Origin of the sequence: Pseudozobellia sp. WGM2 (genome assembly GCF_017810075.1) — a bacterium.
Classification (GTDB): Bacteria; Bacteroidota; Bacteroidia; order Flavobacteriales; family Flavobacteriaceae; genus JADNYK01.
On sequence record NZ_JADNYK010000003.1, the window covers coordinates 475821 to 494214 of the forward strand.

The 18394-nt window shown below is 40.5% G+C and carries 14 protein-coding genes; 6 read left to right on the top strand and 8 right to left on the bottom strand.

Annotation, left to right across the window (positions count from 1 at the left end; all coding sequences use genetic code 11):
- Positions 1-13: 13 nt before the first annotated feature.
- The 3 genes from IV512_RS08915 to IV512_RS08925 form a co-directional block, all read right to left on the bottom strand.
- On the bottom strand, positions 14-1831 hold the full coding sequence (locus IV512_RS08915) for a lysophospholipid acyltransferase family protein (RefSeq protein ID WP_209402521.1): 1818 nt from the start codon (positions 1829-1831) through the stop codon (positions 14-16).
- 86 nt (positions 1832-1917) lie between these two features.
- Positions 1918-3165, bottom strand: a complete 1248-nt coding sequence (locus tag IV512_RS08920) for an aspartate kinase (protein ID WP_209402523.1) — start codon at positions 3163-3165, stop codon at positions 1918-1920.
- A gap of 40 nt (positions 3166-3205) precedes the next feature.
- Positions 3206-3691 (bottom strand): GNAT family N-acetyltransferase, encoded by a 486-nt coding sequence (locus tag IV512_RS08925; protein ID WP_209402525.1) that lies wholly within the window; start codon positions 3689-3691, stop codon positions 3206-3208.
- Positions 3692-3805: 114 nt separating this feature from the next.
- On the opposite strand from IV512_RS08925, the gene fbp reads away from it, so the two are divergent.
- Positions 3806-4813 (top strand): class 1 fructose-bisphosphatase, encoded by a 1008-nt coding sequence (fbp, locus tag IV512_RS08930; RefSeq protein ID WP_100870700.1) that lies wholly within the window; start codon positions 3806-3808, stop codon positions 4811-4813.
- Between the two features lie 15 nt (positions 4814-4828).
- Here fbp and IV512_RS08935 read toward each other — a convergent pair whose 3' ends face one another.
- Positions 4829-5251 (bottom strand): TerB family tellurite resistance protein, encoded by a 423-nt coding sequence (locus IV512_RS08935; RefSeq protein WP_209402527.1) that lies wholly within the window; start codon positions 5249-5251, stop codon positions 4829-4831.
- 238 nt (positions 5252-5489) lie between these two features.
- On the opposite strand from IV512_RS08935, the gene IV512_RS08940 reads away from it, so the two are divergent.
- From IV512_RS08940 to IV512_RS08950, 3 genes are all read left to right on the top strand, one after another.
- The gene (locus IV512_RS08940; protein ID WP_209402528.1) at positions 5490-6515 is read left to right on the top strand and encodes a ligase-associated DNA damage response exonuclease; all 1026 of its coding nucleotides are present in this window, start codon (positions 5490-5492) and stop codon (positions 6513-6515) included.
- A complete protein-coding gene (locus IV512_RS08945; RefSeq protein ID WP_209402530.1) occupies positions 6512-8137 on the top strand; it encodes an ATP-dependent DNA ligase in 1626 nt (541 codons plus the stop codon). Before IV512_RS08940 ends, IV512_RS08945 begins: the two co-directional genes overlap by 4 nt.
- Before the next feature lie 221 nt (positions 8138-8358).
- Positions 8359-10818 carry a ligase-associated DNA damage response DEXH box helicase gene (locus IV512_RS08950; protein WP_209402884.1) on the top strand — a complete coding sequence of 820 codons (2460 nt, stop codon included), beginning with the start codon at positions 8359-8361 and terminating at the stop codon, positions 10816-10818.
- Between the two features lie 41 nt (positions 10819-10859).
- On the opposite strand, the gene IV512_RS08955 is transcribed toward IV512_RS08950, so the two are convergent.
- The 3 genes from IV512_RS08955 to IV512_RS08965 all read right to left on the bottom strand — a co-directional run bounded on the left by IV512_RS08955 (position 10860) and on the right by IV512_RS08965 (position 15334).
- A complete protein-coding gene (locus IV512_RS08955; protein WP_209402532.1) occupies positions 10860-12149 on the bottom strand; it encodes a PepSY domain-containing protein in 1290 nt (429 codons plus the stop codon).
- A gap of 2 nt (positions 12150-12151) precedes the next feature.
- On the bottom strand, positions 12152-14611 hold the full coding sequence (locus tag IV512_RS08960; protein WP_209402534.1) for a TonB-dependent receptor: 2460 nt from the start codon (positions 14609-14611) through the stop codon (positions 12152-12154).
- Positions 14612-14902: 291 nt separating this feature from the next.
- Entirely contained in the window at positions 14903-15334 is a 432-nt protein-coding gene (locus tag IV512_RS08965; RefSeq protein WP_209402536.1) for a lipocalin family protein, read from the bottom strand.
- A gap of 77 nt (positions 15335-15411) precedes the next feature.
- On the opposite strand from IV512_RS08965, the gene pdeM reads away from it, so the two are divergent.
- Both pdeM and IV512_RS08975 read left to right on the top strand, forming a co-directional pair.
- Entirely contained in the window at positions 15412-16044 is a 633-nt protein-coding gene (pdeM, locus tag IV512_RS08970; protein WP_209402538.1) for a ligase-associated DNA damage response endonuclease PdeM, read from the top strand.
- Between the two features lie 98 nt (positions 16045-16142).
- A complete protein-coding gene (locus IV512_RS08975; protein WP_209402540.1) occupies positions 16143-16943 on the top strand; it encodes a tryptophan-rich sensory protein in 801 nt (266 codons plus the stop codon).
- 1 nt (position 16944) lies between these two features.
- Here IV512_RS08975 and IV512_RS08980 read toward each other — a convergent pair whose 3' ends face one another.
- The gene (locus tag IV512_RS08980) at positions 16945-18294 is read right to left on the bottom strand and encodes an NAD(P)/FAD-dependent oxidoreductase (protein ID WP_209402543.1); all 1350 of its coding nucleotides are present in this window, start codon (positions 18292-18294) and stop codon (positions 16945-16947) included.
- Between the last annotated feature and the right edge of the window lie 100 nt (positions 18295-18394).

Here is an 18394-nt window from a genome sequence, read left to right on the forward strand (position 1 = left end):
CTAAAACAATAGACTATTGCAAGTTGGTTGGCTGGCCCTCACTAAGTTTTCGTTCAAGCTCTGCCTGAAATTCTTCCATTACCGGTTTCACGGTACTTTCGGGCAAATCTGCAATTCGAATGTACATCAACCCATCAATCGCATTATTGAATAATGGATCTACGTTGAAAGCCACTACTTTAGCATTTTGTTTAATGTATTTTTTGATCAGTACGGGCAACCTTAGATTCCCAGGTTCTACTTCATCGATCAATCGGTCAAATTTATTTAAATCGGCCTGGGTTTCGTCGAACACAAATTCTTTATCCGCATCTTTCAATTTCACTTTAAATTCCTTTTTGGGCCTTACATATTGCGCCACGTAAGGGTCCCAATAATTACTTTTCATAAACTCGATCATCAACGATTTAGAAAAGTTAGAGAATTGGTTGCTTATACTTACCCCACCTATTAAGTATTTATGCTCAGGATACCTAAGAGTGGTATGCACAATGCCTTTCCAAAGTAAAAACAAGGGCATGGGTTTTTGTTGGTATTCTTTCATAATATAAGCCCGACCCATTTCTATCGATTGGCTCATCATTCCGAAAAGTTCAGAGTCAAACCTGAAAAGATCTTGAAGGTAAAAACCATCTATACCGTACTTTGAAAAAATTTGGTTACCGAGACCCATTCGGTAAGCTCCGGCAATTACTTTGGCCTCATTATCCCATAAAAACATATGGTGATAATAGGCATCAAACTGATCAATATCAATTGAATTGTTGGTTCCCTCCCCTATCTCTCGAAAGGTAATTTCTCGCTGTCGACCTATTTCTTGTAAAGTAAAGGGCATTTCTTTCGCAGGAGCCAAAAATACTTCGTAATTCTTGCTTTGAAGTAAACGCCTATCTTTTTCTACAAGCTTCACGATTTCCGCCTGTATGAGCTCAGAACGTACGGGCCGTGCAATTTTGCGAGGTTGTTTGGGCAATTTTAAGCTAGTGGGCAACTGATCGAACAAACGCTCTTTCTCGTAGGCATTGGCAAGTATATATGTCTTTCTACGAAGAAGAGCGGTATACTCCTCCAAGGTAAGCTGCTCTTTTTGGGTTGCCACTGAAATGGGTTGACCAATGCGTATCTTGATGGGTCTTCTGTATTGTGAATACACCTCGGAAGGTAGTTTTGCCGTTCGGAACACATCACTTATTTTCGACAGTCGATAAAAAAGTTTGCTATTACGTGCATGAAAATAAATAGGTACAACGGGCACCTCGGCCTTACGTATTAATTTAATAGCCGTTTCTTCCCAAGCTTTATCAATAACGAGCTTGCCTTCTTTTTGGGTCGACACCTCCCCTGCCGGGAATATCCCTAAAGGGTAACCGCCACGCACATGCAACATAGCATTCTTGAAGCCTGCCATGCTGCTCTTGGCTTCTTTATGGTTTTCAAAGGGGTTTACAGGAAATATATACTGAGCCAACGGCTCAAACCTTTGCAACAAAAAGTTGGCCATTACTTTATAATCTGATCGATGCTGAAGCATTATCTTCAAGAGAACGATACCATCCATACCCCCCAAGGGATGATTACTGACCGTGATGAACGGCCCAGCTTTTGGTATACGCTTTAAATCTTCTTCGGGAATTTCGTAGTCGATTTCATATTGTTCTAAAACCGCATTAAGAAACTTCTCACCATCAAGATGACTCATCTTATCGTACCGCCGGTTCATGTTAGTTATTTTGGTGACCTTCATTAAGATCCACGCCATAAACGTTCCCAAAAACCCAAACCTATCAAGATTGGTCGCCGTAGCCACCTCTTTTGCGGTCACTAATCCCATACATTTATTAATTTGCAGACCTCTAATATAGGAAAAACGTTACAGGTACCTGTCGTTTTAACAAATATGAAACAAAGCTGAGCGAACTACTTTACCACTAATTGCACGGTTTCTTTTCCACGCTGCTCCAATAAAATTTCATGTCCGTTTTGAAGTGATTCGATAGCTTTTTCATCAAAGTGCCGAATGGTGTATAGCGACACTCCTTCGTGATGAACCACCTTGAAGCGGCTTTTCAATAAGTTGAGCAATTCTTGCAGTCTACCAAATCGATTGTCTACACAGACCGAAAAACTGATAGCTGAATTTTGAATAAGATCGACCTTCATCTTATGGTCGTGCAACAGCTTGAACAGCTCACTAATACTATCTTCTACGATAAAGCTAAAATCAAGAGAAGAGAGTTTCATCAACACTTGATTTTTCTTAACTATAAAACACGGCACCTTCGGTTCTATACCCACTCCTTTACCGACGGTAGTACCTTGATCCTTCGGATTCAGAAATGATTTAACATGTAAGGGAATTTCTTTTTGCTGAAGCGGCTGCAATGTTTTGGGGTGAATCACCGAAGCCCCATAAAAAGCGAGTTCTATCGCCTCACGGTACGAAATATTGTTCAGAAGCTGGGTCTCTTTAAAATATCTCGGGTCTGCGTTCAATACGCCAGGTACGTCCTTCCAGATGGTTACAGAGTCGGCGTTGAGGCAGTACGCCAAAATAGCGGCGGTATAATCTGAACCTTCTCGCCCCAATGTGGTCGTAAAGTTGTTTTCATCACTGCCTAAAAACCCTTGGGTAATATTCAGCATACTTCTATCTATCGCCTTAACGCGTTCTTGGGTTTGTTCCCAATCTACGGAAACATCTCTATAACTATCATCCGTTTTAATAAAATCACGTACATCAAGCCAATTGCATTTAATGCCTATCTCATTAAAGTATTGACTAATTATGGTGGTTGATATCAATTCACCATAACCTACTATTTGATCATAGACAAAATTGTATTTCGGTGATTTGTTCCAAGCTAAAAAACCTTTGACTTCGTCGAACAGTTGTTTAACTTTATCGAATACGTTATGATTAGAATTCTCAAAAAGATCATGAAGAATAGCCTCGTGGTAATCAATACTCTCTTGAATGGCGGCAGGTAAAACCGCTTTTTCATTAAAATAAGAATTGACGATTGCCTCCATGGCATTGGTCGTCTTGCCCATGGCCGAAACGACCAACAAGGTATTATCGTGTCCGGTTTCTTGAAGAACCTTAACTACATTTTTAATACCGGCCGCATCTTTCACCGATGCCCCACCGAATTTAAATACACGCATAAACAGCTTTATTTTTTAATGGTCTTAAAAAGACCTTTCTTTAGTTTTCAATTTGGTTCAAAAAATTCTGTATTCCCGCTTCATCGAGTTGAACCACATCCCAATCGCGCATTACATTGGCCCCCTTACTTTCGTAGAACTTAATAGCGGGTTCGTTCCAATCGAGAACTTCCCAACTGATACGCTTTACACCCAAACCATGGGCATATTTCACTACTTCTGAAAGTAATGCACTGCCCAATCCGCTTCCACGCATCTTCTCTGAAACCATCAAGTCTTCTAGGTGCACTACAGGCCCCTTCCAAGTTGAGTATCGATTATATACTAACGCCATACCCACTACAGAACCCTCTTTTTCACCAACAAAGCAATGAAAGAGCTTAGGCTCTCTAAAGCCATCGGTCACTAAATCTTCAATAGTTACTTCGACCGCATGTTTTTCCTTTTCAAAAACGGCCAACTCTTTTATGAGCTTATGCACCGCTATCATATCTCGCTCTTGGGCTACTCGAATATTAAAATCCATATAATGTTACAAATAAAACACAAAGTTATAAATTTAAAAAAGTATTATAAAATGGCAATAGGCTTCTTTCACAAAAAAGTCGATATTTGTGGTTGAACCAACAGTCTTCTTCGCATGACCACACGAAATCGCACCTTAGGTGAATTCATTATAGAAAATCAAGATTCTTTTCAATATTCTTCTGGCGAACTCTCAAAATTGATCAATGCCATAAGATTGGCGGCAAAAGTAGTAAACCACGAGGTAAACAAGGCCGGACTGGTAGATATTTTAGGAGCAGCTGGGGAAACCAACATTCAAGGCGAAGACCAACAAAAGCTAGATGTCCTCGCAAATGAAAAGTTTATTCAAACATTGACCAACCGTGAGATAGTTTGCGGTATCGCCTCTGAAGAAGAAGACGATTTTATTTCTATAAATAGTAATGATAACCAGCACCAGAACAAGTATGTTGTGCTCATCGATCCATTAGACGGCTCATCGAACATCGACGTAAACGTATCGGTAGGTACTATTTTCTCTGTTTATAGAAGGGTAACCCCTGTTGGTACCCCTGTGACTCTTGAAGATTTTCTGCAGCCCGGAAAAAAACAGGTCGCGGCAGGCTATGTGGTCTATGGTACCTCAACGATGTTGGTCTACACAACAGGTGACGGAGTAAATGGCTTTACGCTAAACCCGGCGATAGGCACCTTTTACCTCTCGCACCCCAATATGCAATTTCCCGAAGACGGAAAAATATATTCGGTTAACGAGGGCAACTACATTCACTTTCACCAAGGGGTTAAAGATTACATCAAGTACTGCCAACAAGAAGAGGGAGACAGACCTTACACCTCACGCTATATCGGATCTTTGGTTTCAGATTTTCACCGCAATATGATTAAAGGTGGTATTTACATGTACCCGAAAAGCAGTGTGACCGCCGAAGGAAAGTTGCGATTATTGTACGAGTGTAACCCTATGGCGTTTCTTGCCGAACAGGCCAACGGCTTGGCAATTGGCGGTAAAAATAGAATAATGGATATTCAGCCCACAGAATTGCACCAACGTGTTCCCTTCTTCTGCGGAAGCAAAAATATGGTCAAAAAACTACAAGAATTTTTAGAGAAATATCACTAAAGACATTTGTTAAACCTAATATTTCAACAAATAAATATAGTCGTCAAAATCGATTCTACCACTGAATATGGCGACAGATTTTTCAATCACCGTATCGGCCTGCTTTCCAGAAAAACCAAGACCAATAGCGTATTTTTTTAGCAATACCATTTCCTCGTCATCGATTAAGTGGTCTGAAAAGATAATACGAAAAAGATCGTACAATCTTTCAAGGCGCTTTTCAGAATCATGAGGTGGGGCAATAGGGTATTTGTTCTCCGATTTCATAACCTCCTTATATTCCGAATCGGTTATATCCAACTTGGTCGCAAAGCGATCTAACATATTTTTCTCTTCCGAGCTTAACTCTCCATCAATCGAAGCCAACGTAGCCAAGGCCGCAAAATGAGCTAAATTCCGTCTATGTTCCCCACTGGTGTATAAATCTGCAATTGCCATAATTTCAATTTTATTGGCAGCAAATATAATTTTTTTAGAGGTCTTAACTCATAAGCTTCGTGATTATTTTAGCGTTACCCTCGCCCATAATTCTTATGGCGCGGGGTCGCGCTATACGTTGCTAATACTCATGCCACAAAAATTGGCACTGCGGGTTATTCACTGCTATCGCTAACGCGTACGTCATTTAAACTATATGTCTGACTAAAACCCATACATAAGTAACTTTCTGTTTACCATGAAAAAACCCTTATTAGAATTTACGGATCAAGGTATTTACTGCCATCCTGCCAAGGTATATCTTGATCCTTGGAAACCTGTGAACAAGGCTATAATATCTCATGGCCATGCAGACCACAGCAGATGGGGCCACAAACAATATATAACCCACGATAGCAATGTTCCTATTATAAAGCACCGGTTAGGCGACATTTCGGTAATAGGTAAAAAGTGGGGAGAAACGTTCACCATAAACGGAGTTAAGTTCACCCTTTACCCTGCCGGTCATATAATTGGCTCGTCTCAAATAAAAGTAGAATACAAAGGTGAAATCTGGGTGTTTACCGGTGATTACAAACTAGAAGATGACGGAGTCGCCACACCCTATGAACTTATAAAGTGTCATACGTTTATCACCGAATGTACTTTTGGTCTGCCCGCATTTTTATGGCGGCCACAAAAAGAGGTCTTTACCGACATTAATGAATGGTGGTCACAGAATAAAGCAAATGGGCAGACATCGGTACTTTTCGGTTATTCTTTAGGTAAGGCCCAGCGCCTATTAAAACACCTAGACCCCAATATCGGAAAGATTTTTACCCACGGAGCCATTGAAAACATGACCAATGTACTTCGACCCTTGCTAGATTTTCCTGAAACCGAACGAATTACTCGCGACACTAAAAAGGAAGAAATTAGAGGGAACATGGTACTTGCGCCACCTTCTGCTCACGGTAGCACTTGGATTCGTAAAATGGTACCTTATGTTACTGCATCGGCCAGCGGATGGATGGCTTTCAGGGGTGCCCGACGTAGGCGAGCCATTGACAAGGGTTTTGTCTTGAGCGATCATTGCGATTGGCCCTCCCTGCTTACGGCAATAAAAAACACCGGTGCCGAAAAAGTGATTTGCACTCATGGCTATACCGATATATTTTCCCAGTACTTACGCGATTTGGGTTATGATGCCCGTACCGAAGCTACCCAATTCGAAGGAGAATCTGCAGAACTGAATGTCGAACCTGAAACTTCAGAATCGGCATGAAACAATTCTCTCAGCTTATAAAGACTCTCGACGGCACGAACAAGACCAATCTAAAAGTGGCGGCACTGGCCGATTATTTTTCAATGGCTTCTGACCCTGACAAGGTATGGACTATAGCTATTTTATCTCACCGCCGACCACCCCGGCCGGTGAATACAACGCTATTGCGCGAGTGGGCTTCAGAATTGGCCCATATACCACTTTGGCTTTTCGAAGAAAGTTATCATATCGTGGGAGACCTCGCAGAAACCATTGCCCTTGTAGTTCCATCAGATGAACATTCGACTGAAAAATCGCTGACACAGTTTTTAGAAGAAATGATTTGGTTGAAATCGCAAAGCGATACCGATAAAAAAAGCTACTTATTCCAAAATTGGAAAAACCTGGATTATTATGGAAGATTTGTTTTTACCAAACTCATTACCGGTAGCTTTCGAATCGGGGTCAGCCAAAAACTGATGACCCGTGCCTTGGCCAAAGCGACCGAAATTGACGAAGACATTCTTGCTTATAAATTGATGGGAAATTGGGATCCGAACAGCATTACTTTTCAAGAACTGATTTTAGAGGAAAATGAGAGTGATTACCTCTCTAAACCTTATCCATTTTACCTTGCTTATGCCATTGAAGGAGAAGCTGAAGATTTAGGCGACGTAAAAAACTGGACCTTCGAGCATAAATGGGATGGTATTCGCTCTCAAATTATTTTGAGAAACGATGAAATCTTTGTTTGGAGCCGTGGCGAAGAACTGGTCACCGATAAATATCCTGAGTTCGAAAATTTTGTTGGAACCATTCCCAATGGAACGGTCATAGATGGTGAAATACTTCCATATCCGAACGGGAAAATCGGCACATTCAACGATTTACAGACACGTATCGGCAGAAAAACGGTATCTAAGGCACTGCTCAAAAAAACTCCCGTAATCGTTAAGGCATACGACCTGTTAGAGTGGCAAGGCGTTGACATTCGTCAAAAAAATTATTCGGAGCGAAGAGAGTTGCTCGAACAACTTTACGAAACGACCACAAATGAAATGCCCCTGCTTCTTTCAGAACGGATGCAATTCAATTCATGGGAAGAAGTTGCCGAAGAAAGAGATTTATCAAGAGAAAAAAGAAGTGAAGGGCTGATGCTCAAAAGAAATGATTCGCCCTATCTAGTCGGAAGAAAAAAAGGCGACTGGTGGAAATGGAAAATCGACCCGTTGACCATTGATGCAGTGCTCACTTATGCCATGCGTGGCCACGGAAGGCGCAGCAACCTGTTCACCGATTATACTTTTGCTTTGTGGGGTACTAATGAAGTAGGTGAAAAAGAATTGGTCACTTTTGCCAAGGCATATTCCGGGTTAACCGATGCTGAATTTAGAAAAGTCGATGCTTGGATCAAAAGAAATACCTTAGAACGCTTTGGCCCCGTACGTAGTGTGACTCCGCATCATGTATTCGAAATTGCCTTTGAAGGCATAGCCCTTTCGAAAAGACATAAAAGTGGGGTAGCGACCCGTTTCCCAAGAATTTTACGGTGGAGAAAAGACAAAAAAATTGATGAGGCGAATTCTTTGGAAGATTTAAAGGCATTGATTCCGAACACAGTGAAGGAATCTCTCGGCAAGTAAACTGAAATTTGGTAAGGTCACTGACTTAATTAAACAGAAACGTATAACTTAGTTAAGAGCTTCAATTACCGAATAATTTTATGACCGAAGGATACTGCTACATCTTAACAAATAAAAACGAAAAATAGATTTAATAAATTCGATTAACCCTGAGCGGAACGACTTAGCTATAGCTTGGATGAATGATTAAAAATGCTTCGTCGCTTCGCTTCCCGCAATTAATGACCCAAAAAGAATTATTCCATATCGCCCAAAATTGGTTCGAACAACAAAACTGGAAACCTTTTAAGTTTCAAAAAGACACTTGGACGGCTTTTCTACAGGGCAAACATGGCCTATTAAATGCACCAACGGGTAGCGGCAAAACCTATGCACTTTGGTTTCCTATAGTTTTAAACTACATCAAACAAAACCCTCACTACAAGACCAAGCATAAAAAGGGGTTAAAGGCGATTTGGATTACTCCCTTACGCGCTTTATCCCAAGAAATAAAACAATCTGCAGAACGAATCACCGAAGACCTGGGCACTCAAATGACGGTGGGTATACGTACAGGAGACACGACTACCAAAGAGCGTTCGAAACAACGAACGGCAATGCCAGATCTGCTCATAACCACCCCCGAAAGCCTTCAGTTATTGTTATCTTCTAAAAATTATGATAAGACCTTCAAAGACTGCTCGGCCATTGTCGTAGATGAATGGCATGAATTGTTGGGCACCAAACGCGGCGTACAAATGGAATTGGGCCTGAGCCGACTAAAAACCGTTTGTAAAGATTTGCGCGTCTGGGGTATCTCGGCAACCATTGGCAACTTAGAGCAAGCCAGAGAGGTTCTTTTAGGGCCCACCTCACCCGAATTAAAAAATTCGGTCATGATCAAGGCCAATCTCAAAAAGAAAATTACGGTTAAAAGTATCATTCCCAAGACTATGGAGACTTTTCCGTGGCGTGGGCATTTAGGATTACATTTATTGGACGAAGTGGTACCGATTATCAATAATAGCAAGACAACCTTGCTCTTTACCAATACCCGCAGTCAGTGTGAAATTTGGTTTCAAAAAATATTGGCCAAATATCCCGAGTACGCAGGTGAAATCGCCATGCACCACGGCAGCATCAATAAAGAAACGCGGCTGTGGGTCGAGCAGGCGATTCGAAATGAAAGTTTGAAAGCTGTAGTCTGTACGTCTAGTCTCGATTTGGGAGTAGATTTTGCCCCTGTGGAAACGGTGATTCAGATCGGGGGGCCTAAAGGGGTAGCTCGCTTTTTGCAACGGGCCGGTCGCAGCGGTCACAGGCCGGGAAAGGAAAGTGTTATTCATTTTTTACCCACCCACGCGATGGAACTCATTGAAGCTTCAGCTCTGCAAGTTGCGGTAAAAGACAATGCCGTGGAAGACCGTCTGCCCTACCTTAATAGTTTTGATGTGTTGCTGCAATATCTGACGACTTTGGCGGTTTCTGATGGGTTTTATCCGAAGGAAATTTTCCCAGAGATAAAACAGACTTTCTGTTATCAAGGTATTACCGAAGACCAATGGCAATGGCTTCTTAATTTTTTGGTGATGGGAAGCCAAAGCCTGAATAGCTATGACGAATACAAAAAAATAGAAGTTGAACCTGACGGAAAGTTCAAAGTCAACAATCGTGGTATCGCTATGCGACATCGTTTTCAAATCGGGACTATCGTGGGCGATGCCACCATTACCGTGAAATATCAGACCGGCGGTTACATCGGATCGATTGAAGAGTATTTCATCTCGAAATTAACTCGAGGCGATGTATTCACATTTGCAGGTAGAAATCTAGAATTTATTCGAATTAAGGGGATGCAGGCCCATGTTCGAAACTCTACCAAAAGAACCAACAAAGTTCCTAGTTGGATGGGCGGCCGACTTAGCTTTTCCGCCCAAATGTCTGAATTGCTACGTCAAGAACTTTATAAAGCAGCTGCCAACGAATTGCAGGGTCCGGAGTTAAAATCGCTAAAGCATATTTTCGATAAACAACGACAAGAAAGCATCGTACCTACAACTCAAGAATTTCTAATTGAAACCTTTAAGACACGTGACGGTTACCATCATATTTTCTATCCATTTGAAGGTAGGGCGGTACACGAAGCCATGAGCAGTCTGCTTTCGTATCGCATCAGTTTGTTGCAACCGATAACGGCCTCTTTGGCATTTAACGATTACGGATTTGAAATGCTATCGGACAAGCCCATCGATATTCAAGCCACACTGGACAATAATTTATTTTCTACGGACTTCATGCTTGCAGATTTACAGAAAAGTCTCAATTCGAATGAAATGGCACGTAGAAAATTTCGTGATATTGCGGTGATTAGCGGTATGGTCTTTACAGGCTACCCGAACAAAGGGGTAAAGATGAAACACCTACAAAGCAGCTCTCAATTGTTGTTCGATGTTTTTCGTGACTACGAGGCCGACAACTTACTTTTTCAACAGGCCTTTACCGAAACTTTCGAGCACCAATTGGAAGAAGGCCGTTTACGAAAGGCCCTTGAGCGTATAGAACACCAAGATATAATCTGGAAAGAATGTTCAAAAGCCACTCCCTTTTCATTCCCAATAATTACAGATAGGCTGCGAGAAAAATTAAGTAGCGAAAAACTAGCAGACCGTATTAAGCGTATGACCAAAATTTTGATGAAATAGGCAGCTTTATACCACCAATAACCTTTAACCTCAACTAAATTTTACAATTTGTTTACCACTCTATTCAACCTGTAAACAAAAATATAGTATCCTAAAGCAACAAGAGCTATGCAGCCGACGCTTATAATGATTACCACCTTTGCTTCAGCAGCATAACGCTTAATGATATTTCCATACATAAAAAATAGAATAGCTGCTGAGATTATCCAATTAAAGTAGCGCCATTTACCCATCACCGGATTATTATTTTTTTTCTCTTTGATTTTTTTTCTCTTCAAGGTGATCCATATTCCTGTAAGTACCAAAGCACAAATACCTGCCCCGGCAAAAAACCAAATTACCTTGGTAAGCAAACCTCCCCAATAACCAAAATGCAGAGGGTCGGCAATATCATTGAACCACATAAGTGTACTGATATTTTGCGCCTTCTGCACTCCGGTTACTTCATATGTAACGGGGTTTATGTAAACCCTATTGGCCCGTTGCCTTACCAAGGGAGCATTACTTGTTCCTCGTAGGTAAATATTACCATCAGGGCTGTTGGGCGGGGTGATACTACCGACAATCAACTCTGGTATTTCCCGTTCCGCCAGGGCAACCGCTTGATTATAATCTAACTCGGCATTCGTTTTTGAAATTTCACTTTGGGCATTTAGTTTATTGACCGGTTGATTCGGGTTAACCTTGACACCTACATCGGCAATATTGGTTCGCTCTATAAAATACCATATACCTGTAATGGAAAATAGAAGTGCAAAGGGAATAGACCATAAACCAACCAGTCTATGTAGACTTCTAAAGACCACCAATGTATTTTTTGATTTTTTGAAAGTGAAGAATTTCTTCCACCATTTTTTATAGAAATACAATGCACTTATCAAAGAAGTCAGTAATAAAAAAGCAAATGCCAGTACCATCAAGTAACCAATTTGGTAAAAGGGAATGAACAAAAAGTAATGTAAATCACGAAAAAAACGCTGTATGGTCAAAGCCGCCTCTCCTTGTATTTCGCCTGTATAGGGGTTGGCAAAAACGTACCGCTGCTGTCCATTTTCTTTTTTATAGATGATATCGCATAGATAAGGCTCATCCGTTCGCATCCAATAGGTCATATTGGCATGTGGATAAGATTTCCTGAAATTTTCTATAATGGTATTCCTATCGATTAAATCCGTTTGCGGTTCCGCCCGAATTTCCTTAATAAAAAGCCAATCGAGCTCATGGCTAAGGGTAGCCACAGTGCCAGAAAAGCATACTATAAAAAATAGTATACTTAGCTTAACTCCGATCCAACTATGTATATTAAAGAATAGTTTTTTGTTCAGGGCCATACTTAAAAAGTATACGATACAGTGGCCATAATATTTCTTGGCTTGCCCGGGAAAGCTCTTAAAAAGTCATACCCCCCAACCCAATGCGTTTTATCAAAAATATTATTGGCGTTCAACTGTATCTGAAATTTATCGACGTTGTAATAAATGGCAGCGTTTACCAATCCATAACTAGGAAAGACCGGTATTAACTCAGGGTTTCTAACAATAGAGCCATTGCGTTCGCTAACATAATCATATCCCAGACCAAAGCCCAAGCCGCTAAAACTACCTTCATTGATTACATATTTGCTCCAAACATTAAAGGTATTTCTAGGAGCGTTGGGTTTTTGGTCACCAAAAATAGCCAAGGTGCCTTCATCTGCTGTGGTGAAAAAAGCATCGTTGTAAGCATAGTTCAAAATAACACTCCAATTACTGGCCAATTTACCATAAACATCTATTTCGACACCTCTGGACTTCTCTTCACCGATTTGCTCTAACCTATCAGAATTGCCGGAGTCGTTGGCATTGTATAAAGCCCCTTTTTGGGTAAGGTCATAAAAGGCTACGGTTGCACTAAGTCTCTTATTGAACCATTCAGACTTTGCGCCGACTTCAAAAAGCTCACTGTTCAAAGGATCAAAAGGTCCGCCTGCTTCAGGGTTGTTGATGGTTGTTGCGGTTTGCGGCTGGTAGCCTTTAACCCAAGTACCGTAAACATTAATATTAGGTGTTGCTTTATATACAGCTCCGACCCTTGGAATCAAAGCATCTTGCTTAACTTTCTCTTCGTCGGTGGTGTTATAATTTAGATAATCATAAAAAGTATCATAACGAAGGCCAAGCAAAAGGTCAAATTTCTTATAACTAAATTGGTTCTGCAGGTATGCTCCATGATTTACCTGTTTATAAGGCGTGTAATTACTAACACTGAACACATAGTTGCTCATATCCCTCATGGCATTACCATTAGGCGAGGTCAAATCGAACGGCTTTACATTCGCCACAGGGTTGCCATCGTCATCAAGCACATAATTATCGATATTGACAAGGTTGAAGGAATTGGTGGCCGTACCATTTTTCAAGAGGTAGGCCGCGGCTTCCAGTTGAGAACCTCCTGGTCCCAACTCCTGTTGAAAATAATCGTATCCTACTAAAAGCTTATTTTTTACTTCCCCAAGATCAAGGTCGTAATTGATATAATTACTTATATTTTGATTGTTCCACGAACGCTTTCTTTCAAAAGTTCGCATGGCGACTCTGGTAATATCCTCTGTACCGTCTCCCAATGCCCAAAATGCGTTCGCAGTACGGTGTTCCCTTAGGTCTTCGTCATATGCTGAATTCAAATAGGTACTGTTAAAACTTAGCTCATCGGTAAATTTGTGCTGAAATGAAATGGTTACATTGAGATTTTGTTCATTTAGGTAATCGTTAATGGCACTTAAAGAAGTTGTAATAGGAGTAGAAAATAAGTCTCCATCACCAAATACAGCTTGTCCACGATCTAACCTACCCTTAGAGTCTTGAAAAACAATATCAAAATTCAAACTGGTTTTATCACTGGGGATAAAAGAAAAAGAGGGGGCAATTACTAGATTTTTTGAAAACTGAAGGTCCCTGAAACCATCTGAGTTCTCATACCCTACGTTTAACCGGTACAATAGCTTTTTATTTGGGGTCATAGGTCCTGTGAAATCGGCCAACAACCGAAAAGTATTAAAACTTCCCATACTGGTGCTTATAGATTGTTTTTGCTCGTAAAGTGGTTTTTTAGTTACGCTGTTGATGGTACCGCCCGGTGAAGAATTACCAAATAACGCCGAAGCGGGGCCTTTAATGACCTCTACACGTTCTATATGCGGAATTAATTGCTGTCTCCAAAAGCTGGTCATCATTCTAGACCCATTGATTAAGATACTAGAGTTTTGTTGACCTTGCACTCGAAACCCCCTAATTGTCAGGTCATTATAAAATGAAAATTGATTAACGCCGCTCACGTTTTTCACCACCTCATTGACTGTATAGGCTGCCTGATCTAAAATCACTTCCTTAGTTACGTAAGAGACCGATTGAGGAACATCTACCAATTTGGTAGCTGATTTAGTAGCCACAAAAGAGTTGGTATTCTTGTATCCTTGCTCTAACCTACCGATTATTTCAACCTCTTGCAACTGTTCTGCTGATGGAACTAAAGTAAAATTGAAGGTTGAGCTTGCGTTCGAAAGGGATACTTGGCTAGCTTGCGTTTCATACCCAATATAGCTTACCGAAATACTATATTCCCCAGTGGAAAGGTTTTCAAAATAAAAATAACCATCAAAATTGGTGGTAACCCCGTTCTTATTATCAAGAACTACATTGGCCCCTGCCAATGGTGCTCCCTTATCGTCGGTTACTTTTCCTTTTAAAGTAGTCTGTGCCACTATATTGCTTAGGCTTACAAGAAACAATCCCATCGCGAGAATTGCATTTTTCATAATTTGGTGTGTTAAAATTTTTGGCAAAAGTACATTACAAAATGGTTTATTTAGACTAAATATAAATAATTTTTCAATCCTTAGCGTTTGAAGAGAGAGAAAAACTACCTAACAATCTCGTACAGTGAAAAATAGTAGCCAAAAAAAAATAACTGGAAAAAAATAGCCGATCAAACTAAGCAAATGACCAAGATTTTAATGAAGAAACAAATAAAAACCTGCTAAAGCTCAAAAGCCCTAGCAGGTTGTATACTTACTATAGAACTGATCAAGTCTCGCTTGACCATCTGATTATTTCTTTTTATAAACACTTTTAGACGTCCACGTCTCTCCATCATATTCCTCTTCAAAAGTAATGGTCAGTTGATTGCCAGAAATCGAGTAATCGGTAACGATCACAATACTTCCCTCAGAAATCGACAATTTACCCGACGAAGGAATCGACCAAGTACCTGTAGAAGAATCATCATCTACTACGCATTCATTCTCATTACCCTCGGCAGGGTCGTAGTCCACAAATTCATATACTCCATCAGATTTAAAAATAATGGTTTCTTCCAATTCGCAGTTGTCAAGCTCATAAGGTTCTCCATTATCATATTCAGCGGTAAGTTGCCAAGAACCCATTAATGAACTTTCTGCACTATCTGCACTATCATCATCGCTGCATGACGAAAATAGACCAAGGACAATCGCGCTTAATAAAATGAAACTTTTTTTCATAAGGTAATAGTTTGGGGTTTTTATTTTTTGATTTTTAACAAAACGGACCATTTCTTGTTTTATTACTTTTGCGCCTTATGGTGCAATCTTTGAAAATAAACGATCAGCGCTTTACCCTGCACTATTCAGGCTCGGTGTTTTGGGAAGAGAAATCAACACTTTTGATTAGCGACGTTCATTTGGGCAAGGTTTCACATTTCAGGAAATTCGGTGCTGCGGTGCCAAAGTATGCGGTATACAAAAACTTTCGGTTACTTGATGAGCTCGTTGATGTATATCAACCTTTCAATATTTGTTTTTTAGGAGATTTATTTCACTCATCGTTAAACAAAGAATGGGTGCTTTTTGAAAATTGGGTTTCTAAAACTCCAGCCAAAATCACATTAATAACTGGTAATCATGATATTATCGCACCTGAAAAGTTTGAATCTCTAGAAATAGACCAATTTGAAGAATTAGAGGTCGATAATTTTTTATTGACCCATCATCCTGAAGAAAGAAACGGCCTTTTTAACTTTTGCGGCCATATTCACCCTGCAATCAAAATGAAGGGTTTTGGGCGGCAGCACCTTCGACTACCCTGCTTCTATAAAACGGAAACCCAATTAATTTTGCCTGCCTTCGGCGAATTTACCGGTACTTACGTTTTACAGCCCAATGAAAAAGACGAAATATTTGTAATAGCCGATCAACAGGTAATCAAAGTGTAAAAAAGAGGTTCCCCTATTTCTAAAAGGCTCCTTTTTTTACGGGATGCCATTCAAAAGAATCGATTTCTCAAATTACATTTGATGTAATTCAATCTACAATGGTAAAAAAACTATCTATCATCAACCTCTGTTCGGTAATTCTAGTTGTTCTAGTAAATTACCTTTCTCAAGCCTTACGTCTTAATGACACTACTATAGGGGAAATGAGCGCGAGATATGATAACCTTTTCACCCCCGCAGGTTATGCTTTCGCTATCTGGGGGCTCATTTATATAGGTTTGTTCGCTTTCGCTATTTTTCAAATTAAACGTGCTCATCAAGAAGATAAGGAGACCAATTTTATAGTGCAGACCGGTTATTGGTTCGCAACTGTAAATTTATTGAATACAGCTTGGGTTTTTGCTTTTCTATATGACTATATAGGAATTTCCGTATTGATTATGCTCGGTATTCTATACGCATTGATTCAAATAATCTTGAAAACCAACATGGAACGTTGGGATGCGCCCATAGGAATCATTGCTTTCGTTTGGTGGCCCATTTGTATCTATTCCGGTTGGATAAGCGTCGCAACCATAGCCAATGTTTCTGCCTATTTAACCAAACTTGGTTGGAACGGCGGGCCACTTTCCGAAGAAACTTGGACCATCATTATGATATTGGCTGCCGTAGTCATTAATTTACTCATCATTCTAAAGAGAAATATGCGGGAGTTTGCGCTAGTGGGCGTTTGGGCATTGACGGCTATTTTCATACGTCATGAAACCAACATTCCCAGTATTGCCTTCACCGCACTTGGCGGGGCTATTCTTCTATTTATTGCCTCAGGAATCCACGCTTTTAAAAACCGTGCTACAAGTCCGGTTGAAAAATGTAAAGAGCGTTGGGGACTAAAATAAACTACACCATACTTTTTACGTCGTTGACCCAAGAGGGGTAAGTGAAGACTGTGCCCTGTAGTTCATCGGCAGTCATACCTTGATTAATGGCCATCGCAAAAATGTTTATGGTTTCCCCAGCTTCAGGGCTCAAAATATGTGCCCCCACAATTTCTTCCGTACGTTCGTTCAAAATTATTTTGTAGCGATAACACGGGGCATTAATTCGTTTGGCATTAAACCAGTTTTTAGCATTGCCTTCCTTGATCAAAATATTCTTGTACCGTTTTTTAGCTTCCTCTTCGCTGTAACCCACCGAAGCCAAATTGGGCAATGTAAAGACTACTGATGGAATAACCGGAGTCTTTAGCTTTTTTTGATTTCCATTAATGATATTTTTAGAGACCACATAACCTTCCCGACCTGAAAGAGGTGTTAACGGGAGTCCGTTATCTGATACATCGCCGCAGGCATATACATTCTTATTGGTCTTACTCTGCAAGTAACTGTTCACAGCTATGCCATTATCATTAAATTCAACACTTCCTTTTTCTAAATCTAACTCAGAGATTGCCGGCACCCTACCTGCCGTATTGAAAACCATGCGTGCCTTTAATGAATTGCTTTTTCCGTCTTTTTCATAGGCGACCTTAAAGTTCTTTCGCAGTTTCTTGACCGATTGCAACTGTGCGCCAAAAACAAAATCAATGCCGATTTTTTTCGAGTATTTCGTAAGCTCTTCCACCAAATCAGGATCAAAAGCCGTTAATGGTCTTTTTTCTACATCGATTATGGTCACATCGACACCCGCTCGGGCTGCCATATGTGCGAATTCCATACCGATATAGCCCGCACCTATAAAAACTATTTTCTTGGGCAGCTTTTTTAGATTTAAAAAATCATCGCTTGTTTTGAAGTGTTTACCGCCTTTTACCGCCAATTTTCGCGGCACAAGACCTGTGGCAACTACTATTTTATTCGCTTTAATGGTCTTACCCTCAACGAAAAGCATGTCTTTGTCTAAAAATTTAGGCGACTGGTGGTAAAGTTTAATTCCGGCATCTCTTAATTTCTCTTCTGTAGACGCAGGCACCGCCTTGGTGAAATTCTGTTTGTATTTTTGAAGTTCGGCCCAATCAATTTTGAGCTCTTTTCGAATGCCTTTGCCTTTAAGGTTTTGAGCAGCTTCTAACACCTCTGTGGCGCCCAAAAGCACTTTCTTCGGATCACACCCTCTATTAGCACAGACACCACCAAACTCACGAATGTCGGCAATTGCCACTTTAAGCCCTGCCTTCGAACTGTTCATCGCTACGGTTTGCCCTGCAATTCCGCTGCCTATTACAAACACATCATATTCCTTGTTTTTCATATCGGTCGTTCTTAAAACCAGGCTTCGCCCATTTTTTTTAAATATACACCTGCTTTGGGCAAGTTGCAGCTTTTTCGAGGCACTTTGTAACCCGATTTCA